General features: G+C 66.6%; 22 protein-coding genes and 1 pseudogene. 13 read left to right on the top strand and 10 right to left on the bottom strand.

From position 1 onward, the window contains the following. Window positions 1-7: 7 nt before the first annotated feature. The 5 genes from AC3WRR_RS19450 (at window position 8) to AC3WRR_RS19430 (ending at window position 3,781) form a co-directional block, all read left to right on the top strand. Window positions 8-1,540 (top strand): efflux transporter outer membrane subunit, encoded by a 1,533-nt coding sequence (locus tag AC3WRR_RS19450; RefSeq protein WP_492297876.1) that lies wholly within the window; start codon window positions 8-10, stop codon window positions 1,538-1,540. A 104-nt stretch (window positions 1,541-1,644) separates the two neighbouring features. Continuing rightward, window positions 1,645-2,208 (top strand): SRPBCC family protein, encoded by a 564-nt coding sequence (locus AC3WRR_RS19445; RefSeq protein WP_010812460.1) that lies wholly within the window; start codon window positions 1,645-1,647, stop codon window positions 2,206-2,208. 77 nt (window positions 2,209-2,285) lie between these two features. Continuing rightward, on the top strand, window positions 2,286-2,765 hold the full coding sequence (locus tag AC3WRR_RS19440; RefSeq protein WP_492297874.1) for a YbhB/YbcL family Raf kinase inhibitor-like protein: 480 nt from the start codon (window positions 2,286-2,288) through the stop codon (window positions 2,763-2,765). A 25-nt stretch (window positions 2,766-2,790) separates the two neighbouring features. Then, window positions 2,791-3,222 carry a hypothetical protein gene (locus AC3WRR_RS19435; protein WP_439669936.1) on the top strand — a complete coding sequence of 144 codons (432 nt, stop codon included), beginning with the start codon at window positions 2,791-2,793 and terminating at the stop codon, window positions 3,220-3,222. A 91-nt stretch (window positions 3,223-3,313) separates the two neighbouring features. Next, the gene (locus AC3WRR_RS19430) at window positions 3,314-3,781 is read left to right on the top strand and encodes a DUF2127 domain-containing protein (RefSeq protein WP_011617021.1); all 468 of its coding nucleotides are present in this window, start codon (window positions 3,314-3,316) and stop codon (window positions 3,779-3,781) included. Here the strand turns inward: AC3WRR_RS19430 and AC3WRR_RS19425 are convergent. Beyond that, window positions 3,733-5,541 (bottom strand): ExeM/NucH family extracellular endonuclease, encoded by a 1,809-nt coding sequence (locus AC3WRR_RS19425; protein WP_492297872.1) that lies wholly within the window; start codon window positions 5,539-5,541, stop codon window positions 3,733-3,735. The genes AC3WRR_RS19430 and AC3WRR_RS19425 overlap by 49 nt on opposite strands. 146 nt (window positions 5,542-5,687) lie before the next feature. On the opposite strand from AC3WRR_RS19425, the gene AC3WRR_RS19420 reads away from it, so the two are divergent. Together AC3WRR_RS19420 and AC3WRR_RS19415 are read left to right on the top strand one after the other, a co-directional pair. Continuing rightward, on the top strand, window positions 5,688-5,978 hold the full coding sequence (locus AC3WRR_RS19420; protein WP_010812465.1) for an antibiotic biosynthesis monooxygenase family protein: 291 nt from the start codon (window positions 5,688-5,690) through the stop codon (window positions 5,976-5,978). A gap of 9 nt (window positions 5,979-5,987) precedes the next feature. Next, a complete protein-coding gene (locus AC3WRR_RS19415) occupies window positions 5,988-6,626 on the top strand; it encodes a CDP-alcohol phosphatidyltransferase family protein (RefSeq protein WP_010812466.1) in 639 nt (212 codons plus the stop codon). 42 nt (window positions 6,627-6,668) lie between these two features. Here AC3WRR_RS19415 and AC3WRR_RS19410 read toward each other — a convergent pair whose 3' ends face one another. The 8 genes from AC3WRR_RS19410 to AC3WRR_RS19375 are packed head-to-tail and all read right to left on the bottom strand — an operon-like array spanning window position 6,669 to window position 16,459. Then, on the bottom strand, window positions 6,669-8,162 hold the full coding sequence (locus AC3WRR_RS19410) for an N-acyl-D-amino-acid deacylase family protein (protein ID WP_011617024.1): 1,494 nt from the start codon (window positions 8,160-8,162) through the stop codon (window positions 6,669-6,671). Between the two features lie 31 nt (window positions 8,163-8,193). Beyond that, entirely contained in the window at window positions 8,194-9,186 is a 993-nt protein-coding gene (locus AC3WRR_RS19405; RefSeq protein ID WP_010812468.1) for an ABC transporter ATP-binding protein, read from the bottom strand. After that, window positions 9,183-10,235, bottom strand: coding sequence for an ABC transporter ATP-binding protein (locus AC3WRR_RS19400; protein WP_010812469.1), 1,053 nt, complete (start codon window positions 10,233-10,235; stop codon window positions 9,183-9,185). The genes AC3WRR_RS19405 and AC3WRR_RS19400 overlap by 4 nt, the downstream gene beginning before the upstream one ends. A gap of 16 nt (window positions 10,236-10,251) precedes the next feature. After that, a complete protein-coding gene (locus AC3WRR_RS19395) occupies window positions 10,252-11,145 on the bottom strand; it encodes an ABC transporter permease (RefSeq protein ID WP_492297870.1) in 894 nt (297 codons plus the stop codon). A 27-nt stretch (window positions 11,146-11,172) separates the two neighbouring features. Further along, window positions 11,173-12,108: an ABC transporter permease gene (locus AC3WRR_RS19390; protein WP_439672652.1), complete on the bottom strand. Its 936-nt coding sequence runs from the start codon at window positions 12,106-12,108 to the stop codon at window positions 11,173-11,175. 34 nt (window positions 12,109-12,142) lie between these two features. Continuing rightward, on the bottom strand, window positions 12,143-13,726 hold the full coding sequence (locus AC3WRR_RS19385; RefSeq protein ID WP_492297867.1) for an ABC transporter substrate-binding protein: 1,584 nt from the start codon (window positions 13,724-13,726) through the stop codon (window positions 12,143-12,145). A gap of 60 nt (window positions 13,727-13,786) precedes the next feature. Beyond that, window positions 13,787-15,241, bottom strand: a complete 1,455-nt coding sequence (locus AC3WRR_RS19380; RefSeq protein ID WP_058697036.1) for a M81 family metallopeptidase — start codon at window positions 15,239-15,241, stop codon at window positions 13,787-13,789. A 51-nt stretch (window positions 15,242-15,292) separates the two neighbouring features. Further along, window positions 15,293-16,459, bottom strand: a complete 1,167-nt coding sequence (locus AC3WRR_RS19375) for an NAD(P)/FAD-dependent oxidoreductase (protein WP_492297865.1) — start codon at window positions 16,457-16,459, stop codon at window positions 15,293-15,295. A 187-nt stretch (window positions 16,460-16,646) separates the two neighbouring features. Between AC3WRR_RS19375 and AC3WRR_RS19370 the strand changes: the two genes are divergently transcribed. Next, window positions 16,647-17,384, top strand: coding sequence for a helix-turn-helix domain-containing protein (locus AC3WRR_RS19370; protein WP_011617030.1), 738 nt, complete (start codon window positions 16,647-16,649; stop codon window positions 17,382-17,384). 133 nt (window positions 17,385-17,517) lie between these two features. Here AC3WRR_RS19370 and AC3WRR_RS19365 read toward each other — a convergent pair whose 3' ends face one another. Further along, the gene (locus AC3WRR_RS19365; RefSeq protein ID WP_492297863.1) at window positions 17,518-17,739 is read right to left on the bottom strand and encodes a hypothetical protein; all 222 of its coding nucleotides are present in this window, start codon (window positions 17,737-17,739) and stop codon (window positions 17,518-17,520) included. A 46-nt stretch (window positions 17,740-17,785) separates the two neighbouring features. Here AC3WRR_RS19365 and AC3WRR_RS19360 point away from each other — a divergent pair. From AC3WRR_RS19360 to AC3WRR_RS19340, 5 genes and pseudogenes are all read left to right on the top strand, one after another. Then, a pseudogene (locus AC3WRR_RS19360) lies at window positions 17,786-19,571 on the top strand (type VI secretion system Vgr family protein); the annotation flags it as partial. After that, window positions 19,560-20,237 carry a DUF2345 domain-containing protein gene (locus AC3WRR_RS19355; RefSeq protein WP_492297892.1) on the top strand — a complete coding sequence of 226 codons (678 nt, stop codon included), beginning with the start codon at window positions 19,560-19,562 and terminating at the stop codon, window positions 20,235-20,237. The pseudogene AC3WRR_RS19360 and the gene AC3WRR_RS19355, both read left to right, overlap by 12 nt. 13 nt (window positions 20,238-20,250) lie before the next feature. Beyond that, on the top strand, window positions 20,251-21,126 hold the full coding sequence (locus AC3WRR_RS19350; protein WP_010812478.1) for a DUF4123 domain-containing protein: 876 nt from the start codon (window positions 20,251-20,253) through the stop codon (window positions 21,124-21,126). Continuing rightward, entirely contained in the window at window positions 21,113-21,730 is a 618-nt protein-coding gene (locus AC3WRR_RS19345) for a DUF3304 domain-containing protein (protein WP_492297861.1), read from the top strand. Before AC3WRR_RS19350 ends, AC3WRR_RS19345 begins: the two co-directional genes overlap by 14 nt. Further along, window positions 21,727-24,117, top strand: a complete 2,391-nt coding sequence (locus AC3WRR_RS19340; protein ID WP_492297859.1) for a T6SS phospholipase effector Tle1-like catalytic domain-containing protein — start codon at window positions 21,727-21,729, stop codon at window positions 24,115-24,117. Before AC3WRR_RS19345 ends, AC3WRR_RS19340 begins: the two co-directional genes overlap by 4 nt. The last annotated feature ends 62 nt before the right edge of the window (window positions 24,118-24,179 follow it).

Raw genomic sequence — 24,179 nt, 5'->3', positions numbered from 1 at the left:
GATCAACATGAATGCCCCTGCATTTTCGACAACAAATTGGCTGCATAAGCTGGCGACCCTGGCGGCAGCGCTGATCCTTGCGGGCTGCTCGCTGGCCCCGACCTACAAGGTGCCCGAAACGGCCACCGTGCCGGCCTTCAAGGAGGCCGAGGCCGCCCAGGCCGAAGGCGCGCAATGGAAGACCGCGACGCCGGCCGAAGGCCAGCATCGCGGCGACTGGTGGAAGATCTTTGGCGATGCCGAACTGGACCGCCTGATCGACGCGGCTGGCAGCTCCAACCAGGATCTGGCGATTGCCGCTGCCCGCCTGAAGCAGGCGCGGGCCTTCACGGGTGCCACTGAGGCGGACCTGTACCCGCAACTGAGCGTGGGGCTGGACCCGACACGCGCGCAGCCGTCGGCGGCCTCGCAAGGCTTGCCTGACGGCACGCGGGTGCCGCCGCAGACGGTGCTGAAGGCGCGCGCGTTCGCCAGCTATGAGCTCGACCTGTTCGGCCGCGTCGCGTCCAGCGTCAACGCCGCCCGGGCTGAAGGCGAGGCCGCGGAGGACCTGTACCGCTCGGTGCAGCTGGCGCTGCAGGCCGACGTGGCGCAGGCGTACTTCGCGCTGCGCACGCTGGACAGCGAGCGCGACCTGCTCAATGCCACCATCAAACTGCGCGAGGATGCGCTGTCATTGCTGAAGAAGCGCTATGACGCCGGCGAGACCACCGACCTGGATCCCGCCCGTGCCGAAGCTGAACTCGGCACCGCGCGCGCGGACCTGGCCGGCATCGAACGCCGCCGCGCCAACCAGGAGCATGCGCTGGCGGTGCTGACCGGCGTGCCGCCGGCGGCATTCTCGCTGCCGGCGCGCCCGTTCGACGCGGCGCCGATCGCGATTCCCGCCGGGTTGCCGTCCGAGCTGCTGGAGCGCCGCCCCGACATCGCCGCGGCGGAACGCCAGATGGCCGCGGCCAACGCGCGCATCGGCGTGGCCAAGGCGGCGTTCTTCCCGCGCATCACGCTGACGGGGCTGTTCGGCTTTGAATCGGCGGACCTGTCGAACCTGTTCAAGTGGTCGTCGCGCACCTGGGCGCTGGGGCCGCTGATCGGCTCCACCATCGCACAGACCGTGTTCGATGGCGGCCGCAACAGCGCCAACCTCGCCGGTGCCCGTGCCGCGCACGAGGAATCCGTGGCCGGCTACCGGCAGACCGTGCTGGTGGCGTTCCGCGAGGTGGAAGACAGCCTGGCGGACGTGCGCTGGCTCAGCCAGCAGGCCGGCGCGCTGGACGGCGCACTTGGCGGCGCCCGGCGCGCGGCGCGGATCTCGCGTAGCCGCTACGATGCCGGCGCGGTCGATTACCTGACGGTGATCGATGCCGACCGTACCGTGCTGCAGTCGCAGCGCGAGGCCAACCAGGTGGCCGGCCTGCGCGCTGCGGCAACGGTGTCGCTGATCCGCCGGCTGGGCGGCGGCTGGGGCCCGCTGCCGGAGACGGTGGCGGCCGTGCCGGCGCCGGCGGCCGAGGGCGCGCCGGCATCCCAGGCCCGCTAAGCAGCGCGGGACTGACGCGATGCTTCCCAGTCACTACACTGGAAGCATCGCGCCATGCGTACAGGATGCACGGGGGCGCCCCGGATGCATCCTGTCCCGCCGCCATGCTTGTTCGACACAGGAAACCGTTCTGGGGACTGATCTTCGCCGCGATCACCGTGGGCATGCTGCTGGCGCCGCTGCCATGGTCCGACCGCACCGCCATCCATGACGAGGTGGTGATTGCGCGCCCGCCAGCGCAGGTGTTCGACTACGTGTCCACGCCGCTGCACTGGCCCAAGTGGCATCCGGCCTCGCTCGGCGTGGCGGGAGCGACCGACCATCCGCTGGGGCAGGGCGAGCGCGTGACCGAGACCTTCATGGTGGCGCAGCGCGGTGGCGCGGTGGTCTGGACCGTCATCGAAAGCCAGCGGCCGCGCACATGGTCGATCGAAGGCGTGGCCGAAGGGCGCAGGGTCGGCACCATCACCTACCGGCTTACGCCCGCCATGACGCCGTCGCTGACCCCGTCGGCCGAACGCACGCGCATTGAGCGGGAATTCCGCTACCGGTCGCCTACGCTGCTCTTTGCCCTGATCAACCGCCTGACGCTGCGCGAGCGCGTCCAGGCCGAGTCCACCGAAGCCGTGCGCCGGCTCAAGGCGCTGCTGGAGACGCAGCCGCCATAGCGCGCGGCGACGCCTTGCGTGGGACACCGATCCGGCCTAAGTTGGAGCCATCCCTCAGTGCGTCCAGCGAGGCCCGTATGCCGTTCCAGCTGCAATCGACCGCATTCGCCCCGGGTGGCGAGATTCCCGCAGAGCACACCTGCGAAGGCGCCGATATTTCCCCGCCGCTTGCCTGGACCGGCCTGCCGCCCGGCACGGCCAGCCTGGCGCTGATCGTCGACGACCCCGACGCACCCGACCCCGCCGCGCCGAAAATGACCTGGGTCCACTGGCTGCTCTATAACCTGCCGTCCCGTGCCGAGGCGCTGCCGGCGGATATCGGCAAGGCCGGGCTGCCCGCGGGCACGCGCGACGGGCTGAACGACTGGCACCGCGCTGGTTATGGCGGCCCGTGTCCGCCGATCGGCCGGCACCGCTACTTCTTCAAGCTGTATGCGCTGGACGTGGCGTTGCCGGACCTGGGGATGCCTGACAAGGAGGCGCTGGAGCGGGCGATGCGGGGCCATATCCTGGCCACCGCAGAGTTGATCGGCACTTACCAGAAGCTGCAGCGCTAGGCGCGGTGCGGCCGGAGGCTACGTCATGTCGTACCGAATGCTCCGCCTTGATGTTCGTTGGCCGTGGTGGCGGCTGGCGGCGGCCGGGGCGCTGTCACTGCTGGCCGCGGCCGGCCCGCTGCGTGCCCAGCCGCATGAATCCGGCCCGATCACCATCGGCGGTTCGGCGCAGGTGCAGGGGCCGCTGACGGTGCACGGCAAGCTGGTTGTCGCCGGCCACGTCTATGCCAGCGGCCCGCTCACCGCCGCGTATTTCACCGGGCCAGCCACCGCACGGGGGCTGCCGTACGGCGGCGGCTATCTCAAGGTCTTCAACGGCCCGGTGACGGTGCATGGCGACATGGTGGTCAGGGGCGACCTGAGCGTGGCCGGCCCGCTGACCGTGGACGGCCCCATTGCCGCCAGCGGCGGCATCGATGCCGACGGGCCCATGCGCGAGCGCGAATACGGGCGCTGACAGCGCGCACCGGCGCCACGCAATGCCGGCATTGCCTGCCGGTGTTGCACAATACCGGCTTTGCAATTCTTGCATCGACCGGGGACACCGCATGGCAAAGCAGGGCGCAATGGGGCTGAGAGGTATCGCATTGTTCGAGGCCGCCAAGGGCTTGCTGGTGATCGTGGCCGGCCTGGGCCTGGCCGCACTGCTGCACCGCGACGCCCAGGCGCTCGCGGAAGCCATCATCCAGCGCCTGCATGTCAATCCGGCCAGCCGCTATCCCACCATCTTCCTGTCCTTGCTTGCGCATCCCGACAACGCCCGCCTGTGGGCAATCGGCGGCTCTGCCGTGGTCTATACGCTGATGCGCTTTGCCGAAGCGTACGGGCTCTGGCGCGGGCTTGCATGGGGCAACTGGATCGGGGTGTGGTCCGGCGGCATCTACATTCCGCTGGAACTGTACGAGGCCCTGGTCCACCCCAGCTGGCTGCATGGCACGCTGGCGGCAGCCAACCTGCTGGTGGTGCTTTACCTGGCGCGGGGGCTGCTGGCGAAGTCGACCACCAGGGGGTCGTGATCCGATGAACGGTAGGGGCCGGGCGCGTAGTGGCCCGGCACCGCAGGCGCACCCGGCGCCGGGGCGTAGGAGAAGGCCGGAGGCTCGTCGGCATTGATATGCCAGGCATGCACGGCCATGACATGGCGGGCCGCGGCGGCATCGGCAAGCACATGATCGAGATAGCCCGCCTGGCCGTTGTAGACGTAGCTGTACGCCGGCTTCCCGGCGAATTCCGCGACCATGTCGGCATAGCCGCGGCGCGCCAGCACGCGCACGGGGTCTTCCATCGCATAGCTGTTCAGGTCGCCGATCACCAGCACGCCCGCGCCGGCCACGCCCGTCGGCGTTGTGCCCAGCCATTCGGCCAGCGCCTGGGCTGCCTGCACGCGCGCGGGATTCCAGCAACCCTGGCCATCACCCTGGTCGGCTTGCGCGCCGGTGGCCTCGGTGCACGTCTTGGACTTGAAATGATTGACCACGACCGTGACCGGCGTGCCGCCAGCCGCCGCGCGGAAGGTGCCGGCCAGCGGCTGGCGGCTGCGCTCGCCCAGCCAGGTGGTGGCCGCGCGCCCGGCGGGCACGGCGGTGCGGGCGTTGTACAGCAGGCCGACAGCGATGGCATCGCTGCCAAGCGCCGGCGTGCCGGGATCGAGCACGCGCCAGTCCGGCCCCAGCCGCGTGGCCAGCTGGCGGATCGCGCTGTACTGGCCGTAGCCGTCGTTTTCTACCTCCATCACGCCGATCACGTCCGCATCCAGTCCCCGCAGCGCGGCGAGCAGCCTGGCTTCCTGGCGTGCCAGCGCCGCGGCGTCCTGCGCGCCGCGGTTGCCGGGGGCATCGAAACCGCCGCCCTGGCCGTCACCATTGAAGTAGTTCTGCAGGTTGAAGGCGGCCACGCGCAGCGTGGTGGCCGGATGCCGCGGCGGGGCACCGCGGCGCGGGTTGGTGGCCTGGAATACCGGCGCGCTCGCTCCGGGCACCGGCTGCAGGCGCCACTGCCCGTGGCGTTTTTCCAGCACCCCCTGCACGCCGCTGACCGTGTCTCCGGCCCGCACCGGGTGGTCCGCGGCCAGGCGCGGTGGCGGGTAGGGCACCACGGCGGGATACTGCCGCGTCGAGCCATCGTCAAGCAACAGCCGGTTGCGGGCGTTGGCGGCGGCGGCTTGCCGCGCGGCCGTTCCCGGCAGTGCCTGTTGCGTCGGCGCGATGGGCCGGCCGTCGCTCAGCGCCAGAGTGCCATAGCGACCAAGCTCATGGGTATCGGCAACCGTCAGCGTCTGGGGCAGGCGCACCAGCATGCCTTCACGCGCGGCAAGATCGGATTCGCCCGCGACCGGCAAGGCCAGCGTCTGCGGCGTCACCGCCATGCTGCGTGCGCACACCGCCAGCGCACCGGACAGCACCAGCTGCGTCTGCCCGAATTTCTCTTCGACCCTTCCGGACACGCGCACCATGTCGCCGGCGCGCGCCGTGGTGCGTGGCGCATAAACAAACAGGCCTTCCGACACGCCGGGCCGGTGCAGGCGTTGCGCGTCCGCGGTCTGCAGGAAGAAGCCGCGCAGGCTGCCATCGCCGCTGAAGGCCGCGGTGACGACTGCCTCTACCTCCACCACGCTGCCCGCGAGCGGCGACGCCGCCGCGGCACCCTGGATCTCGGCGATCGACGTCGCCGGCGTGCCGCATGGTTGCGATGCAGCATGCGCGCCCGCCAGGCAGGTCAAGGCGAGGGCGGGCAAGACGGCCCGGGCGAGGTGGCGCTTGCGCAGGGACATTCGCATGGTGTTATCGGCAGGTAGTGGCAGGGTGGACGATGCTAACCGCCGCGTGTAACGGAATGCTTGCAGCAGGCATGTGGCCCCGCGATCGTGCTAAGGTAGCAGACACCCGCCGGTGCCCCGGCATCTACTCCATTGGTAAAACCGTCATGATCAAGGAAATCGCACAACTCACCATCAAGCCCGGCATGGACAAGCAACTGGAGCAGGGCGTGAGCCAGGCCACGCCGCTGTTCCTGCGCTCGCGCGGCTGCCACGGCGTGCAGCTGTTCCGCTCGATCGAGCAGCCGGAACAATACACGCTAGTGGTGGAATGGGAGACGGTGGACGACCATATGGTCCATTTCCGCGAATCGCCCGAGTTCCAGCAATGGCGCGCCCTGGTCGGTGAAACCTTTGCCGCGCCGCCTGACGTGCACCACGTGGCCAAGGTCCTGTAAGCGCACGCCATGAGCACCCGGCCGGAACGTCCCCGCCATTTCTCGATGCTGCGCGAGCTGCAGCTGGCCGATGTCTTTACGCTGGGCAATGCGGCCTGCGGCATGGGGTCGGTGTTCTTCGCCATGTTCTACGTGGCCGACCAGCAGTTGTCGCATTTCTACACGGCGGCGGCATTGGCGCCGCTGGCCTTTATTTTCGACGTGCTTGACGGCCGCATCGCGCGCTGGCGCCATGCGCATTCGGCGCTGGGGCGCGAACTGGATTCGCTGGCCGACGTGATCTCGTTCGGCGTCGGGCCGGCCACGCTGGCCTTTGCCGCCGGCATGCGCGGCGGCTGGGACCTGGCCGTGCTGATCTACTTTGTCTGCTGCGGTGTCAGCCGGCTGGCGCGCTTCAACGTCACCGCCGAATCCCTGGCCGAGGGCAGCGACAGCGGCAAGGTCGCCTACTTCGAAGGCACGCCGATCCCGACCAGCGTGCTGCTGACCGCGGTGCTGGCATGGTGCGCCTGGCAAGGCCAGCTTGGCGGCGAACTGCCGGGCGGCGCGTGGGTGCTGGGCCCGGCGGTGCTGCATCCGCTGGCGCTGCTGTTCGCGCTGTCGGGCACGCTGATGGTCAGCAAGACGCTGCGCATTCCCAAGTTCTGAGCCGCCGGCGGCTTCGCTTCTGGCGGCCCCTTGCTGCGGGCCTCAGGCAGGCGCCGCATTTCCCGCCTCGGGACCTGCTGGCCGCGTGATGACCTGCCCGTCGCGGGCCCCGCTGTGCGCGCCGTGCTGCCAGGTAATGGTGCCGTTGACGATCACGGTGTCGATGCCTTCGGCTGGCCGGGTGGGGGTTTCGTAACTGGCGGCATCGCGCACGTTGGCCGCATCGAAAACGACGATGTCGGCATGGTTGCCCACGGTAAGCGTGCCGCGCCGGTGCAGGCCGAAGTTGCGCGCCGTCAGTCCGGTCATTTTCCAGACCGCCGTCTCCAGCGGGAACAGGCCGACCTCGCGGCAGTAGTGCCCCAGTACGCGCGGGAAGGTGCCCCACAGGCGCGGATGCGGGCTGGCGCCGACGGGGATGCCGTCGGAGCCGATCATGGTTTCGTCGAAGGCAAGGATGCGCTGGACATCGTCCTCGTCCATCTGGAAGTAGATCGCGGTGCCAGGCTGCAGGCGGCGCGCCGCTTCGTCCTTGGGCACGCCCCATTCCCTGGCGATGTCGTCGAGATCGCGGCCCGCGCATTCGGGGTGCGGTTCGCTGGCGGCGATCAGCACCCGGCCGTCGAGCATGCCGCGGTCAGTGCGGATCATGGTGGAGCCGGCCGTGTACGGGTAGCAGTCGAGCGACACGCACTGGTGCTTCATGGCCTCGCGGATAAAGGGCAGGGTTACCTGGCTCTTGCCAAAATTGGCCTGCCTCTGCACCTTGTGGTGCGACACCACCACCGGCACGTCGAGCTCTCGGCCGATGCGGAAGGTCTCATCGAGCGAGGCCATGACGTGGTCGGACTCGTCGCGCATATGGGTGACGTAGAGCGCCTTGCGCACACTGAGCGGCCGGCAGACTTCGATGATCTCCTCGGTCGTCGCCATGGCGGCGGGCGGGTAGAAGGTGCCGGTCGACAGGCCGATCGCGCCGGCCTGCATGGCCTCCTCGACCAGCGCCTGCATGGCGGCGATCTCCTTGGCATCGGCTGGCCGGTCCAGCGCCGCCATGGTGACCGCGCGCAAGGTCGAATGCCCGACCATGGCGGCTACATTGACCGAGCTCGGCATGGTACGCAGCGCGTCGAGGTAGGCGGCGAAGGTGGTGAAGCGGCCTTGCGCCGGTGTGTCGATCAGGCTCAGCGGCATCGGCAGATCCATGTCGGCGCGCAGCGGCGCGGCGCTGATGCCGCAGTTGCCGGCGATCACGGTGGTGACGCCCTGCGAGACTTTGAACGGCATGGTGGGTTGCGACAGCACCGCCTGGTCATCATGCGTGTGCGCGTCGATGAAGCCTGGGGCGACGATCAGGTCCGTTGCATCCAGCACGCGGTCGGCCGTGTGCCCGGCGAGGTCGCCGATCGCAGCGATGCAGCCGTCGCGCACGCCGATATCGGCGCTGAAGCGGGGTGCCTTGCTGCCATCGATCACGGTGCCGCCGGCGATCAGCAGGTCATAGTGCGGGGCGTGTGCAGAGGTGGGGTCGGACATGGGATTCCTTTCCTGGACTGGAGCGTGGCGGTCAGCGGAAATGGCAGGCCACGTGGTGGATGCCGGTGGCGGAGGGACGTTCGGTCAGCAAGGGGGCCTGCTCCTTGCAGCGGGCTTGCGCATGCGGGCAGCGCGTGTGGAAGCGGCAGCCTGCCGGCGGATTGGCCGGGCTGGGCGGATCGCCCTGCAGCAGCAGGCGCCGCGCGGGCCTGCGCGGGTCGGGCACCGGCACGGCGGACAGCAGGATCTCGGTATAGGGGTGGCGCGGCGCCGAGAACAAGGTGTCGCGGTCGGCCAGTTCGACGATCTGGCCGAGGTACATCACGGCGACCCGGTGGCTGATATGGCGCACCACGGCCAGGTCGTGCGCGACGAACAGGTAGGCGATGCCGAACTCGGCCTGCAGGTCCATCAGCAGGTTGACCACCTGCGCCTGGACGGAAACATCGAGCGCCGATACCGGCTCGTCGCAGACGATCAGCTTCGGGTTGAGTGCCAGCGCGCGCGCGATGCCCAGCCGCTGGCGCTGGCCGCCGGAGAACTCGTGCGGGAACTTGCGCACGGCTTCGGGCCGCAGGCCGACCTTGCTGAACAGCCATTGCACGCGCTCGTTGCGCTCGGCACGCGACTGCAGGCCGAAGTTGCGCAGCGGCTCGCCCACGATCTCGCCCGCCGTCAGCCGCGGGCTGAGCGAGGCATAGGGGTCCTGGAAGATGATCTGCAGGTCGCGCCGGCGCTGCCGCATGGCGCTTGCCGGCAGGCCCAGCAGTTCCTCGCCGTCGAGCTGCACCGAGCCTGAAGTCGGCTCGATCAGGCGCAGCACCGACTTGGCAGTGGTGGTCTTGCCGCAGCCGGATTCGCCGACCAGCGATAGCGTCTCGCCGTGCTCCACGGTGAAGGACACGCCGTCCACAGCCTGGATCGGCGGGCTGCCCGGTGCCAGCCAGCGCCGCGGTGCGAGGTAGTGTTTCTTCAGGCGGTCGACCTTGAGCAGGGGCGCTGGCGTGGCGGAGATTGTGCTCATGCGATGGCTTCCTGGGCTTGCGGGTTGCATTCGATGCGGCCTTCCTCGACGGCGAAGCAGGCCACCGCATGGTCGCCACCGTGGCGTGTGAGCTGCGGCAGCTCGCGCGCGCAGCGCGCGTTGGCATGCGCGCAGCGTGCCGCGAAGGCACAACCGCGCCGCGCTTCCTGTGGCGAGGGCACCAGGCCGGGGATTTCGGCCAGGCGGCGGCTGGTGTTCATCGACGGCATCGATGCCATCAGCGCGCGGGAGTAGGGGTGCAGCGGGCGGTCGAACAACTCAGTGACGCTGGCTTCCTCGACCTTGAGCCCGGCGTACATCACGATCACGCGGTCGCAGCATTCGGCCACCACGCCCAGGTCGTGCGTGATCATCACCACGCCCATGCCCAGTTCCTGCTGCAGGCGGCGGATCAGGTCCAGGATCTGCGCCTGGATGGTCACGTCGAGCGCCGTGGTGGGTTCGTCGGCGATCAGCACCTCGGGATTGCAGGCCAGCGCCAGCGCGATCATCACGCGCTGGCGCATGCCGCCCGAAAGCTGGTGCGGATACTCGTTGACGCGGCGTTCGGGCTCTGGGATCTGCACCAGCCGCAGCATTTCCACCGCGCGCCTGAGCGCCTCGGAGCGGCTCGCGCCCTGGTGCAGCTGCACGGTTTCGCCAATCTGGCGGCCGATCGTCAGCACCGGGTTCAGCGAGGTCATCGGTTCCTGGAAGATCATCGAGACGCGATTGCCGCGGATGCGGCGCATCTCGCGTTCGCTGAGCTGCAACAGGTCCGTGCCGCGCAGCCGCACAGCGCCGCGGATGCGTGCCGGCGGCGTGGGCAGCAGCCGCATGATGGACAGCGCCGTCACGCTCTTGCCGCAGCCTGACTCGCCCACCACGCCGAGCGTCTGGCCGGCACGCACGGTGTACGAGACGCCGTTGACCGAGCGGGCCGGCCCGGTGAGCGTGTCGAAATGCGTATGGAGGTCCTCCACTTCGAGCAGCGGCTCGCCCGTGGCCGGCCTGACATGGGACATCGCGCGCGACATCGTGATGGTCATGGTTGCGCTCCCGGATTCAGAGTTGCCGCGCCAGGCGCGGATCGAGCGCGTCGCGCAGGCCGTCGCCGAGCAGGTTGATGGCCAGCACCGTCGCGGCCAGCAGGATGCCCGGGTACAGGATGATGTGGAAGGCCACGGCCACGAAATTGCGCCCCTCGGCCATCATGTTGCCCCAGCTCGGCATCTGGGCCGGCACGCCGACGCCGAGGAACGACAGCGCGGCTTCCGTGAGCACGGCGGTGGCGGCCACGAAAGTGGCCTGCACGATCAGCGGCGCCACCATATTGGGCACCACGTGGCGCACCAGGATCACCGGCAGGCGGGTGCCGACCGCGTGTGCCGCCTCGACGTAGAGCTGCTCGCGCAGGGTCAGCGCCAGCGAGCGCACCAGCCGCACCACGCGCGGGACCTCGGGTATGGCGATGGCGATGATCACCGCGCCCAGGCTGGCCTGCGTGACGGCCATCAGCGCGATCGCCAGCAGGATGCCCGGGATTGCCATCAGGCCGTCCATCACGCGCATCACCAGGGAGTCCGCCCGGCGCACGAAGCCTGCGACCAGGCCCAGCAGCACGCCGGACACGGTTGCCAGCAGCCCGACCGACAGGCCCACGATCATGGAGACGCGGCCGCCCCAGACCGCGCGGCTGAATACGTCGCGGCCGAGCGCGTCGGTGCCGAACCAGTGCTCGGTCGATGGCGGCTGCATGCGCGCCAGCGGGTCGATGTCCTGCGGGTCGACGGTGGCAATCCAGGGCGCGCCGAGGGAGAACACGGCGATCACCGCCAACAACAGCGCGCCCAGGATCAGCGTGGGGTGCTTGCGCGCCCAGTGCCAGCGCGGCAGCACGAAAGGCGCATGGTCGGGTGCCGGTACGGCAGGTTCGTTCGCGGGCAGGGAAGTGGTCATGTCAGCAGTGTCTCGCGGCGAAAGCCATCAGTACTTGATGCGCGGATCGAACAGCCGGTAGCTGAGGTCGATCATCAGGTTGATCAGCACGTAGACCCCGGCGGAGACCAGCAGTACGCTCTGGATCACCGGGTAGTCGTGGCGCTGCACCGAGTCGACCACCAGGCGGCCGACACCCGGGATCGCAAACACGGTCTCGGTCACGACCACGCCGCCGATCAGCAGCGCGATGCCCATGCCGACGGTGGTGGCGATCGGGATCGCCGCGTTGCGCAGCGCGTGGCCCAGCACCGGCAGCACGCCCAGGCCCTTGGCGCGCGCAGTGCGGATGTAGTCCTCATGCAGCACTTCCAGCACGGTGGCGCGCGTCATGCGCGTCACCAGCGCGATATAGACCAGCGCCAGGTTGACGCAGGGCAGCACCAGGCTGCGCAGCCATGCGCCGGCGCCGTCGGCGAGGCGCGCATAGCCCTGCACCGGGAACCACGGCAACTGGATGGCAAAGGCGTAGACCAGCAGGTAGCCCACCAGGAACACCGGCAGCGAGAATGCCAGCACCGCGAACAGCATTACCAGCCGGTCGACCCAGCTGCCGGCGCGGTACGCGGCCAGCGTTCCCAGTGGCACCGCGACCAGCAAGGTCAGCAGCATGGTCAGCGCGGCGACAGAGATGGTCGGCTCCAGCCGCTGTGCCAGCAACTGCGCCACCGGCACCTGGGTGAAGATGGAGGTGCCGAGGTCGCCGGTGGCGAGCCGGCCGAGCCACAGCAAGAACTGCCGCCACAGCGGCTGGTCCAGCCCCAGCACGCCGCGCAGCCTGGCGATGTCGTCAACGGTCGCGAGGTCGCCTGCGATCAGCGCCGCCGGATCGCCCGGCGACAAGTGGATCAGCAGGAAGACCACCACGGCCACCACTGCCATCACGGGCAGCGTCGCGGCCAGGCGTCTGAGCAGGTAGCCCATTGTCGTGTTTCCCCCGGTGGTTCGTGCTTCGTGGTTATTTGTCGAGCATCCAGACCGTGGGCATGCCGGCCCACATCTTGTCGATGCCCTTGAGGCTGGCACGCGCCGCGAACGCCGACGAGTACTGGCCGGCGTTCACATAGGGCACCGCCTCATAGGCGCGCTTCTGGAAGGCATCGAGCAGTTCCTTGCGCTTGGCGGGCACGGTCTCGCGGACCCAGGCCGTGCGCAGTGCGTCGAGCGGCTTGTCGCAGGGCCAGCCGGGCAGGCTGGTGCCGCAGGGGGCGCTGAGGTAGGCATTGGTAATCGGGGAATCGGCATCGAACTCGCCCGCGACGGTCACGTACATATTCCAGCCCCCGGCCTCGGGCGCATCCCGCTTGGCGCGGCGCGCGCCGATGGAGGCCCAGTCCATGTTCTGCATGTCGACGTTCATGCCCATGCTGCGCATGGTCTGTGCCGCCATCAGGGCTTCAGCGTTGAGCTGGGGAATGTCGGTCGGCACCAGCAGCACCACCTTTTCGCCCTTGTAGCCCGCCGCACCCAGCAACTGCCTGGCACGCGCCGGATCGGCCTTGCGGTACGGTTCGGCGCCGGCAGCGGTATCGTTGGGGCCGCCGCAGATGAAGAAGGTGGCGCAGTAGTTGATGCGCATGTCGAGCGGATAGCCCATGGCCGCGGTGAAGCGTTCCTGGCTGACCGCCTGCAGGAAGGCCTGGCGCACTTTCGGGTTGTTGAATGGCGGATGCAGCTGGTTCATCACCAGCACGCCCTGGTAGGCGCCGCCCGAGCCGATCTTGATGCTGGCGTCGCCGCGCAGCGGGGTGATGTAGTCCGGCGGTACCTGTTCGATCAGGTCGACCTCGCCGCGCTTGAGCGCCGCGATGGCGCTGTTGGCGTCCGGCAGGTAGAGCCATTCGACGCGGTCCACGCGGGGCTGCTTGCTGCCGGCGAGGCCGCTCGCGGGCTCGCTGCGTGCCACGTAGTGCGGGTTGCGCACGAACACCGCCTTGTTGCCCGGCACCCATTCGTCGCGCTTGAAGATGAAGGGGCCGGAGCCCAGCACCTCGGGCAGCGGCGCGGTGGTGGGCATCCTGGCCAGGCGCTCCGGCAGGATCACCGGGGGAAAGCCCGAGGGCTTGGCCAGCGCATCGAGCACCATGCCAAAGGGCTCCTTGAGCGTCAGCGTGAACGTGCGCGCGTCGACCGCCTTCCACTCGGCGCCGGCTTCGCCCATGGCTCGGCCCAGGCTGTCGCGCGCGCCCCAGCGCTGCAGCGAGGCGATCGCGTCGGCCGAGGTAACCGCGCTGCCATCCGAGAACTTCAGGCCGGGACGCAGCGTGAAGCTCCACTGCCGGCCATCCTTCGAGCTGCTGTACTTCTCGACCATCTGTGGTTGCGGCTTGCCCCTGGCGTCCTGCGCGAACAGCGTGTCGTAGACCATGTAGCCGAAGTTGCGCGTGATGTAGGCCGTGGTGAAGGTCGGATCGAGGATCTTCAGGTCGGCATGCGCCACGACCTTGAGCGTCTTGGTCTGTGCCAGCACGGGAAGGCTGGCGCCTGCCAGGACCAGGGCGCCCACCGCGAGCGCGGCGGACAGGGATCGGTTTGGTGTCATGTGCAGTCTCCGCTTTCTTCGTTGTCGTTGTTGTCGTGATCGCAGCCAGGCGGCCGGCGCTCAGGCCGCAGCGCTGTCCAGGGGCCACTTGGGCCGCTGGATCTTGCGATAGGGCAGGGTCGTGAGGTCAAGCGTGACGGCCCCCGGGGCGCCTGCGTAGATCACGTGCCTTGCCACTTTCGAGAAGGACGCGTAGAAGTGCTGCGAGGACTTGACCACGATGATCTGCTTGCGCGCCAGGTCACAGCCCAGCTGGGTGAACATGTCCGTGCCCATGGCCTGGTTGCGCAGCGTGTTCAGCACGATGTCGATGCCGTTGGCTTCCACCAGCGCGCAGTCGCCCATCGGTACCGGCGCGTCGGACAGCCCGGTCATCACCATGTCGGGCAGCAGAGCCTTGACCGTGCAGTCCAGGTCCAACGGGTCGCCCGATAGCGGACTGATCTTGCCGCCGATGCGCATCCGCAGGCGTGCGCCCACGCCGGCATCGAAGGCGATGCGCACCGCGATCGGGTCCCACATCGGGCCGACCGCCGCATTGCCGATGCCGCGCTCGATCATGCGACGCAGGACAAAGGTGGAGTCGCTGGCTGCGCCGCCGCCGGGATTGTCGGCGCCGTCGGCCAGCACCACCGGCCCGCCGTCGCAGGCCAGCGCCTCGTCAAGCGAGGTGTCGATGTCCGGGTAGCGCACCGTGAGCCCGTCGCGCATGGCGATCAGTTCGTCGGCGAGTTGCCGCGCCAGCGCATCGGCCCTGGCCTGGTTGCCATCGACGTAGACCAGGACCTTGGTGCCCATCGCCGGCACATCGCCCCATGAAAACCCATGCGCCACCGAGATCGACAGCACGCCGTCGCGCCCTTCCAGCGACTGGATGCGGTCGATGAAGCCGCGCGCCGGCTCGCGCGAGGTGTGGACCGTGACGATCATGCTGCAATCGACCACCGCCGCCACCGGGCGAACCTTGCCTGCCACCGTGGCCGCGCACAGGTCGACCAGTTCCAGCGCGCGTTCCAGCACGTCGGTATGCGGGTATTCCTTGAAGGCGACCATCACGTCGGCGTATGCCGTCATCTCGGGCGTCAGGTGGCAGTGCGGGTCCAGCTCCGCGCCGATCACCACGTCCGGGCCGACGATGGCGCGCACACGCTGCAGCAGGTCGCCCTCGCAGTCGTCATAGCCATCGGCCACCATCGCGCCGTGCAGGCCGAGCAGCACCATGTCCACCGGCAGCGCCGCGCGCAGGTCGGCCAATAGTTCCTCGCGCAGGGTTTCGTAGGCATGGCGGGTGGTGGTGCCGCTGGGCTGCGCGCCGGCCACCATGCCTTCGCACAGCTGCCAGCCGCGCTCCTTGCCGCGGATCCGTGCTGCCCACAGCGGCCCTGAGAAAAACGTCATCTGGTCAGGATGCTGGCCGGCCGCGAAGTAGCCGCGATCCCTGAAGGACGCCAGGCCGGTGGGCATCGGCGCAAAGGTGTTGGTTTCGGTAGCGAGGGAGGCACTGAAGACACGCACGATGGTTGGCTCCTGGTCAGTCGGGGATTAGCGGTTGGGGGAAAGCGCGATTCAGGCCGAGGCGGCCAGGCGGCGCAGGCGCCCCGGCCCAAGCATCCCGGCGCTCAGGCCGAACGAAGCAGGATGCGCCGGCACCGGCAGGCCGCGCGCCAGCGCGGCACAGGTCTCGCCCATGGCCGCCGAGGTCTGGATGCCGTAGCCGCCCTGGCCCGCCACCCAGAAGAAGCCCGGCACGGCGTCGTCGAACCCGCCCACCAGGTCACCGTCGGCGACGAAGGAGCGCAGCCCGGCCCAGGTGCGCGCAGGGCGGCGGATCCTGAGCGAGGTCGCGGTCTCGATGCGGTCGATGGCGAGCGCGATATCCATTTCCTCGGGCTGGACGTCCTGTGGCTCGACCGGGTCGGCATTGGCCGGGGAGCCCAGCAACATGCCGGCATCGGGCTTGATGTACCAGTCCTCGTCGGCGCCGAAGACCATGGGCCAGCCGCTGGTGTCCATATCCGCGGGCGGAGCAAAGACGAAGGCAGAGCGGCGGCGGGGTTCAATCCCCAGCGGCTGCACGCCGGCCAGCCGCGCGATGACGTCGGCCCAGGCGCCGGCGGCGTTGAGTACCACCGGTGCCGCATATACCGCCCCGCCAGCCTCCACGCGCCAGTGGTCCCGCACGCGTGCCATGGCCGTGACATCGGCATCGCACACCAGCTTGCCGCCGACCTGGCGCATGCCGCGCAGGTAGCCCTGGTGGATCGCGTCCACATCCATGTCCGCGGCGCCGGGCTCATAAACGCCGCCGATCACTTGCTCCGCGCGCAGCGCTGGTACGCGCTCGCACGCTTGCGCGGCACTCAGCAGGCGGGCGTCGGGATCGACGGCGCGCACCACGTCCCAGTGCGCGTCAAGCAAATGCTGTTGCCCGGGGCCGGCGACCATCAGCGCGCCGCGCGGCGTGAGCAGCGGGTGCGAGGCAAAACCCGGCGGCGGATCCTGCAGGAAGGCGCGGCTTGCCATCGTCAGCGCGCGGACCTGCGTGGTGCCGTAGCTTTCCATGAACAACGCCGCCGAGCGGCCGGTCGAGTGGTAGCCAGGCTGGGCTTCGCGTTCGAGCAGGATGACGCGGCCATGGGGCGCGAGCCAGTACGCGACGGAAGCACCGGCAATGCCGCCTCCGATGATGAGATAGTCGGCTGGAATCGGTGAGGCAGCGTGAGTCGGGTGCATGGATCAGGTGGCAGGAGAGCGCCTGCGGGGCGCTCATGCATTCGGAATGGGAGTGAGTGTAGGCAAGAATTTGCGTATATGCAAATTGCGGATGCGCAAATCTTGCGCTAAGGTGGGCGGCAAGGGGATAAGCCTTGGCGCGGTCTGCTCTGTTAGCATTCCGTCCAACGGAAAAAAGGACGCAGGCTTGAAACCACACACCGCCCAGGGGCGCGGCAGCGGCATCGGGACCGATGACGGCGAGTCGCGCACGCTCGACCGTGAAACCTTTGGCAAGCGCCTGCGCGCGGCGCGCAAGGCCTTTGGCTGGACGCTGGCGCACCTCGCCGAACTGTCGGGAGTCTCGATCACCACCATCTCGCGCGCGGAGCGCGGGCAACTGGCGCTGGGCTACGAGAATTTTGCCGCGCTGGGCCAGGCGCTGCAGATGGACATGGGCTCGATGTTCGCGGGTGCCGGCACGAAGACGTCACCGTTCCAGGGGCCGGTCGTGACCCGGGCCGGCGCGGGCGTGACCTACCGGGGATCGTCGCTGACCTATGAGTTTCTTGGCACAGAGGCCGTCGGCAAGCAGATGAGCCCGGTGGTCGGCACCGTGCATGCGCGCCGCATCGAGGGCCCCGGTGACTTCTCGCGCCATCCCGGCGAGGAGTTTGTCTATGTGCTCAGCGGCGAGATCGAAATCCATTTCGACAACGGCGAGAAGCTGCACCTGGCGCGGGGCGATGCGCTGTATTTCGATGCCCGCATGGGCCACGCCTACATCAGCGTAAGCCGGCAGCTCGCCCGGATCGTGGGTGTGACCACCAGCGAAAGCAACTTGATGAAGTCGGCCCAGGCGGCGAAGCCGGAGGCCGTGCCAAAACGGGCCGTCGGGCGCACGCAGGGGAAAGCCGCCGCGACCAGGGGCAAGGGCAAAGGCTGAAGGGGGCGGAACCCGCGCTTTCAGGTTCCGAGGTGAAACATTGCTTGCGGAGCCCCGTGTGGCCGTGGATACGGCATGGGGTCGGTGTTCTTCGCCATATTCTTCGTGGCCGACCAGCAGCTGTCGCATTTCTTTACGGCGGCGGCGCGGCTTGCATGCCGTTGCGAGCATGCTGTCCCTGGTGAATTCTGTTTTTTTGAATTCTGGCTTCATTTTTCTTGAAGAGCAAAATCAGAATCGCCTGATTTATTTTTTCGACAGCACCATTTTTACTATCCATCTTGAGTTGCAGCGCGCCGTCATTCAATGACCGCCGCAGCGACAGCGTGCCGTGAGACGCAGCGTATCCAGTCACTAGTTTTTTTCGGCACGAAAGCGTTCAACTCCACGGAGTGCTTCGCATGGGTAGCCGATTACCGTTTTCCTCCCGTACCGTTACCGTATCCGGTGATGGGTTGCCGGAACTATTGGGACAGCCGCTGCTAGTATTTTCCAGGCTGTCCGGCACCGAGGGTATCAATTCGCTGTTCGAGTATGAGCTGGAACTCAAGACGCCGGACGACCGCAATGTCCTGTACGGTCCGGCGGGCGATTTCGACCTGGAAGCCATGCAAGGCAAGGAGCTGACAGTCAGTATCGAACTGGACGGCTCCGGCAGCGGCCTGGACGGCGGCCTCGGCAGGGGCAAGCGCGAGATAACAGGGATCGTCACCGATGTGCGCGGCCCTTACCACGAAAACGAGCGCATTCGCTATCGCCTGACCTTGCGCCCCTGGTTTTGGCTCGGCACGCTCACCTCCACCTTCAAGCGGTTCCAGAACATGAATGTCCTGGAAATCGTGGAAGTGGTGCTGAGCAGATATACATTTCCGGTCGAGCGCCGGCTTTCACTCATCGAGTATCCCAAGCGCCAGTATCAATTGCAGGCCGGCGAGACCGACTACCAGTTCGTGCGCCGGCTGCTCGCAGAGTGGGGCCTGAATTTCCATTGGGAGCACACGAACGGCCATCACCGCATGGTGCTGACGGATGGCAATGGCGCCTTCCAGAACATCCCCAGCCCCGCGTATCACACCATCAACTGGTATCCATCCTCGGACCGGGTGGACGAAGAACACCTCCACCAATTCGAGGTACGCGATTGCCTGATTACAGGCTCGTGGGCGCACGGGGATTACGACTACAACCAGCCCCGCGCCGACCTGAATGTCTCCGTTGACGACCCCCGCGAGACCAGCCATGCCACCTATGAACTGTACAGCTGGCCAGGCGATTACGTTCAGCCCAAGTCCGGCAATGACGCCCGCAAGGAAGGCGACATGCTGGCGCGCATCAATATGGAACGCCTGCGGCAACACGGCGTGCGGGTGCGCGGCCAGGGCAACGTGCGCGCAATGGCGCCGGGCCACACCTTTACGCTGAAGCGCTTCCTGCGTGCTAAGGCCAACCGCGAGTACCTGATTTTCGCTACGCGCCTGCTAATCGAGGACGTGGGCGAGTTCGCGGGTAGCGACCAGCAATGGCGCTGCGAGGTGGAATTCGAAGCCCAGCCCCACCAGCGAAATCTTCCGGCCCGAGTCGGTCAAGAAGCCTTACATCGGCGGGCATCACATCGCCAGGGTCGTCGGCCCGGCCAATCAGGAAATCTGGAGCGATGATCTGGGACGGGTGCGCTGCCAGTTTGTCTGGGATCGTTACGGTAGTTTTGACGAGAATAGCTCCTGCTGGATTCGCGTAACCGGTTTTTCATCGGGCGGTCGTTTCGGCAACACGCACCTGCCGCGCATCGGCCAGGAAGTCATTGTCATATACGAGGGCGGAGACCCGGATCGGCCAATCATCATCGGGCCTGTCAATAACCGGCTGAACCTGCCGCCGTGGCAGTTGCCCAGCCAGCATGCATTGTCCGGCTACCAGAGCAAGGAACTGTTCGGCGAAGGCCGCAACCAGACCCTCTACGACGACACGCAGGGCCAGCAGCAGGTGCAAGTCGGGTCGGACTACCAGAACAGCCTGCTGGCCCTGGGCCACATTGTCCGGGTGAGGGGTTGGGAGGGACGCAAGGACAAGCGGGGAGAAGGGTTCGAACTGCGCACCGACGCGCATGGCGCGCTGCGCGCCGCACTTGGCCTGCTTATCACCACCTTTTCGCGCCTGAACGCTGAAGGCAACGCGATGAATGTGCGGGATGTCGTCCAGTTGCTCGAACAGGCACAGGGCATTGCCGCCACCATGGGAGAGAAGGCGACTGAAGCCCAGGCCCAGGACGGCGAACAGACCGACATTGCAAAACTGCTGGAGAAGCAGCTCGAGCAAATCCAGGGCGGAGGCGAACTGAAGGAATTTACCGCCCCCCATCTGGTATCGGCCAGCCCCGCCGGCATCGTCTCCACGGCAGCGGGTTCGACCCACATCGCCAGCGGTGGCGACACCGCACTGACCACGGGGGAACACCTGTCCGTCACCGCCGGTGGCGGCTTCTTTGCCAGCGTGCGCAAGGCGCTGCGCATGTTCGCCTATGAGGCTGGCATGAAGCTGGTTGCAAACATGGGCGATATCGACCTGCAAGCCCTGAAGAACAATATCAATCTGCTGGCGAAGCTCAAGATCACCCTGACCGCCGACGAGATCACCATTCAGGCCAGGCAGAAACTGTTGCTGGCAGGCGGCGGCAGCTACCTGCGACTGGACGGCAACATCGAGCATGGCACCAACGGCAGGTTCACCGTCCACGCCGCCAGCAAGCTGCTGACCGGGCCTAACAGCATCCCGACGGAACTGAGCACAAAGCAGGTCTGCCTGGAATGCCTGCTCAAGGCAGCCAGGCGCAACACGGGCCTGCTGCTGCGCTGACCCGAGACCGGCGATGACAACCGAACCAAACACCGTCTATATCTACGCGCTCGCCGACGGCGCCCAGCACCCGCTGCTGATTGGTGACCTGATGCGCGAGGCCACCGAGCACCGTAATGTGTATGCCGGCCTTCCCGAGGAAGAAGCGGGCGACGCCTCGCTGTTCCTGGCGCACATTGCAGATGCAGGCGAACCGTGGCTTGCCAGGCTGGATGAACTGGACTTGCTCGCCCCCTGCATGACCCTGATCTGGAGCCGCATCGGAATCGACGCGCTCGCCACGCACCTGCGGCAGTTCCTGATCGCCGACCTCGGCGACGGGCTGAACGCCATGGTGCGTTATTTCGATCCGCGCAACCTGCGCACAGTCATGACGCTGTGGGGCGAAGAGACGACGCACAAGCTGATGGAACCCATTCTCCAGTGGAAGTACCGCGGCCATGATCCCGAGTGGAAGCGACTGGATGGGCCGCTGAACGGCAATCAGTTCGAGACGACACCAGTTGCCATTGCATTCGATGAGCAGCAGGTTGATGACTTCATGGCGCACTGCGAGCCGGATCAGATGCTGGCGGGCCTCGTTGAAGACGGCACCGTACCGGGCGATGGTCCCTACCTGCCGCGCTTCCTGGATTTCGTTGCGCGTTACAAGCGCGTGGCTGCCTGGCGGCTCATCGAGCCCGCCGACCGCCTTGGGTACTGCCAATACTCGTACCGCTATGGCGCCGACTTTGATCAAGATCCAGACGTGTACCGCGCGTTGGAACAACGGATGCACGAGGGCTGCAGCTTCAACGCCTGCATGGCCCATGTTCCTGACTACGTGTGGAAGCGCGTGCTTGCCAGGCAGGCCGATCAACAAGCGGAGAGAAACGATGACAAGAAATAGCTTGAATCGGAAGCGCGCACATCGATGGCAAGCCGCACTGGTGTTGCTGGGCGCGCTCGGTGTCCTTTCCGCATGCTCAGGCGAATCGCGGACTGACTTGGCGGCAAAAACCACGGTTGGAGCTGAGAAGGAGCACGTAAGTCCCGGCAGCGCTCGCGGTCTGAACTACTCGTCCGATGCCATCTATAGCTATTACGTCACGGGGCCACGAGGAATGAACGGTGGCGGCGCAAACATGGGGCCTGCATACAAAGAAGGGCCTGCCGAACCTGGCGAGATGTGTTGCGTCGGCATCCCTCAGCCATGGAAGCCCGGCACGCAACTACGCATCGAATGGGAGCGCGACCGCAAGCCGTTTGACTACAAGGACAGAAGCGGGCTGGCGGTGCTGACCGCAACAGTCACCGTGCCGGAATACGGTCCGGATACCTACGGATTCTGGGCGATATTCCTACCGGGGGATCGTGTCAAGGTGATGGTCATGGACGGCAATGCGAATGGTCACAATTCCGTCAGAACGAAGCCCACAGAAGACGACCCTTTCGTCGTTCAAGGTGTACGTGACGAGGCCCTGACCCAGCAAGCACTGAAGAGGTTCCAATGATGACCGCTTTCCGCCTGCCTATTGCCATGCCGGAAACGGATAAGGGTCGCCTTCCCGAGGGAAAGCGCGCCTACCAGAATGGCAAGACCACCGTGGACGATCCCCATGGCGACTGTGAACAGACAATTCACATCAACCTGTTCTTCGATGGCACCAACAACAATGATGATGTCAGAACTCCTGCCCGCTGGCGGGATTCTACCTACAAGACGCATACCAATGTTGCGCGGTTGTTCCGGGCCTGCCCTACCCGCCCGCAGCAGGGGATCTTCAGTTCTTACATTGCGGGAGTCGGTACGCTCTTTCCCGAATTGGGCGAACACACCTATAGCAGTAGTGGCAAGGCTTTTGCGAGCGGCTTTGCCAAACGCTGTGCTTGGGGTTACACGCGCGTGCTGAACGCCGTGTACCAAGCTATGGTTCCGGGAGACGAAAATGGTCTCATCAAAGATGACGAAGCTGCCAAGATTTGTGCGAAGCTCGACTGGAACCTGGGTTCCTCCCTACTCACTGCCAAGGAGAAGCACCTCGGCAGCCTATACGACTCCCTGGTTCGCCAGTGCAAACGCAATCGTCTCGTCAGGAAGGCATACGTCAACGTTTTTGGCTTTTCGCGCGGCGCGGCGGGCGCCCGAGTGTTCGTCAGCAAGCTGATCAACTACTGGGCCAAGGCCGGGAAGCTGGCGGGCAAGATCGACTACGAAGTCAACTTCCTGGGGCTGTTCGATACGGTCGCGTCGGTGGGCCCGCCCGAGTCGTTTCAATCCGCCGTGGATCTGGAATACTTCGACGGGCATTTCTGGGCGGCAGGGGGCGGCGCCCTGAACATTCCCGCCCAGGTGCGGCGGTGCGTGCATTTCTTCTCCATGCATGAACAACGCATGAGCTTCCCGCTGGATTCCATCCGGAAGGGGAAGAGCTACCCGGCAGGCGACAGCAAGCTGCTGGAAGTGCCCTACCCGGGCGTCCACTCGGACGTGGGTGGCAGCTACGCGCCGGGCGATCAGGGCAAGTCGGTCAAGGGCGAGGGCCACCGGTTGGGCAAGATTCCGCTGCACGACATGTACATCGAGGCACTGAAGGTCGGTGTGCCGCTGCGGCTGGTGGATGCCAAGAACGACGAAGACCGGATGGATGCGAACAACATGCCGGATTTCGCCATCGACCCTGCCGTCGCCAAGGCTTTCAACGATTGGCGGGCAACCCTGCCCGCCATTGACGGCGTGGAGAAGGCCCTCGAATTTGGCCTGCGGCAAAGCCTGCAATGGCGCACCTTGCGCGCACGCTGGCACACCGGCACCTACATTACCAACCAAGGGTTCTACCACTATTGCGCGGAGCCGGCGAACAAGCGCGAGGACAGCAAGACTCCCCAGCAACTGCGCACTGACGTGGATAAGGCAAGGAAGGCCGATCCCGTAATCCAGAAGCTGGAACAGGACAGCATCCAGTTGAAGCTTCAGGTCCAGCAACTCAGAGACCGCGCAATGTTTCCCCAGACGACTTCGCAGGACATGGCGGGTTTGACCAAGCGCCGAGCCCTGGAGGCCAAGATTGCCGCGAACGATGCCGCCATCGCCGCGCGGGAGAATGAGCTGATGGCGGAGGCGGTTGGCAAGAACCCGGCCGACTGCCGCCCTGGGGAAGGTGCCGATGACTTTGTCACCAATGACCGCACCGACTTGCTGGAGGCGGCTGAGGAATTCCAGTTGCTATTGGGATACCTGCACCCTGAACTTCAGCCCGGCTTGAATGTGCGGAAGGAAATGATGGCCCGGCCGGCTTTTTCACCCATCGGGGCAGCGGAACGGGTCGCCAATGGTTTCAAGTACCTGGCGATGCCCCGCGCAGAGCGTCCACGCACGGATTCGAAGCTGCTCGTTATGGTCGACGACGATATCTTGACCAAAAGCGCTGCCGTTCGCGGTTATTGGCCCATCGATGACGTATTGGTGGAACCTGCGCCGGAGATGATCCTCTACCTGAGGGCCACGACCGCTGCCAAGGCCGTGGACGACTTTGCCTTGCGTGAGAAGGCAGCCATTGAGTTGTTCGATAACTACATCCACGACAGCCGTGCCTGGTTCCGTGTGCCGAATTTCCACGAATACGCACCAGGCGGCTACGGGTGGGCCAGGACATTCTTTGTCGGCGACAGCAAGGCAGTGCGGCACCTCGGCATGAGCGCAAAGGGCGTGTTGGACAAGGTGCAAGATACCGCTCTGGCCGTCGAGCGCGAAATCGATGCCGCCAAGGACAGGGTCATGCGGGCATTGGGCGACGCAGCAGGGCGCGCAGCGGATGCCGCCCGGGATGCAGTCATCGATCAAGGCAGGAAGGCCATGGAAAAAGTCATCCCCTCGGGATTCCCGATGCCAAGGCTGTGACGGACGCGTGATGGCAAATGCACCGCTCTTGCCGCATCCGTCAATCCTTGAAGGAACGCCAA

The organism is Cupriavidus sp. FW305-3-2-15-C-LB2 (assembly GCF_058787575.1).
This window is presented reverse-complemented; position numbering and strand designations above follow the sequence as displayed.

Bases quoted from the DNA above. Each gene is read 5' to 3' on its own strand.
- AC3WRR_RS19415 (WP_010812466.1), top strand. From the start codon at position 5,988: ATGAGCACCCGGCCGGAACGTCCCCGCCATTTCTCGATGCTGCGCGAG.
- AC3WRR_RS19430 (WP_011617021.1), top strand. From the start codon at position 3,314: ATGGCAAAGCAGGGCGCAATGGGGCTGAGAGGTATCGCATTGTTCGAG.
- AC3WRR_RS19350 (WP_010812478.1), top strand. From the start codon at position 20,251: ATGACAACCGAACCAAACACCGTCTATATCTACGCGCTCGCCGACGGC.
- AC3WRR_RS19450 (WP_492297876.1), top strand. From the start codon at position 8: ATGAATGCCCCTGCATTTTCGACAACAAATTGGCTGCATAAGCTGGCG.
- AC3WRR_RS19410 (WP_011617024.1), bottom strand. From the start codon at position 8,162: ATGTCCGACCCCACCTCTGCACACGCCCCGCACTATGACCTGCTGATC.
- AC3WRR_RS19445 (WP_010812460.1), top strand. From the start codon at position 1,645: ATGCTTGTTCGACACAGGAAACCGTTCTGGGGACTGATCTTCGCCGCG.
- AC3WRR_RS19345 (WP_492297861.1), top strand. From the start codon at position 21,113: ATGACAAGAAATAGCTTGAATCGGAAGCGCGCACATCGATGGCAAGCC.
- AC3WRR_RS19435 (WP_439669936.1), top strand. From the start codon at position 2,791: ATGTCGTACCGAATGCTCCGCCTTGATGTTCGTTGGCCGTGGTGGCGG.
- AC3WRR_RS19440 (WP_492297874.1), top strand. From the start codon at position 2,286: ATGCCGTTCCAGCTGCAATCGACCGCATTCGCCCCGGGTGGCGAGATT.
- AC3WRR_RS19405 (WP_010812468.1), bottom strand. From the start codon at position 9,186: ATGAGCACAATCTCCGCCACGCCAGCGCCCCTGCTCAAGGTCGACCGC.
- AC3WRR_RS19390 (WP_439672652.1), bottom strand. From the start codon at position 12,108: ATGGGCTACCTGCTCAGACGCCTGGCCGCGACGCTGCCCGTGATGGCA.
- AC3WRR_RS19385 (WP_492297867.1), bottom strand. From the start codon at position 13,726: ATGACACCAAACCGATCCCTGTCCGCCGCGCTCGCGGTGGGCGCCCTG.
- AC3WRR_RS19355 (WP_492297892.1), top strand. From the start codon at position 19,560: ATGAATGTGCGGGATGTCGTCCAGTTGCTCGAACAGGCACAGGGCATT.
- AC3WRR_RS19425 (WP_492297872.1), bottom strand. From the start codon at position 5,541: ATGCGAATGTCCCTGCGCAAGCGCCACCTCGCCCGGGCCGTCTTGCCC.
- AC3WRR_RS19400 (WP_010812469.1), bottom strand. From the start codon at position 10,235: ATGACCATCACGATGTCGCGCGCGATGTCCCATGTCAGGCCGGCCACG.
- AC3WRR_RS19420 (WP_010812465.1), top strand. From the start codon at position 5,688: ATGATCAAGGAAATCGCACAACTCACCATCAAGCCCGGCATGGACAAG.
- AC3WRR_RS19395 (WP_492297870.1), bottom strand. From the start codon at position 11,145: ATGACCACTTCCCTGCCCGCGAACGAACCTGCCGTACCGGCACCCGAC.
- AC3WRR_RS19340 (WP_492297859.1), top strand. From the start codon at position 21,727: ATGATGACCGCTTTCCGCCTGCCTATTGCCATGCCGGAAACGGATAAG.
- AC3WRR_RS19375 (WP_492297865.1), bottom strand. From the start codon at position 16,459: ATGCACCCGACTCACGCTGCCTCACCGATTCCAGCCGACTATCTCATC.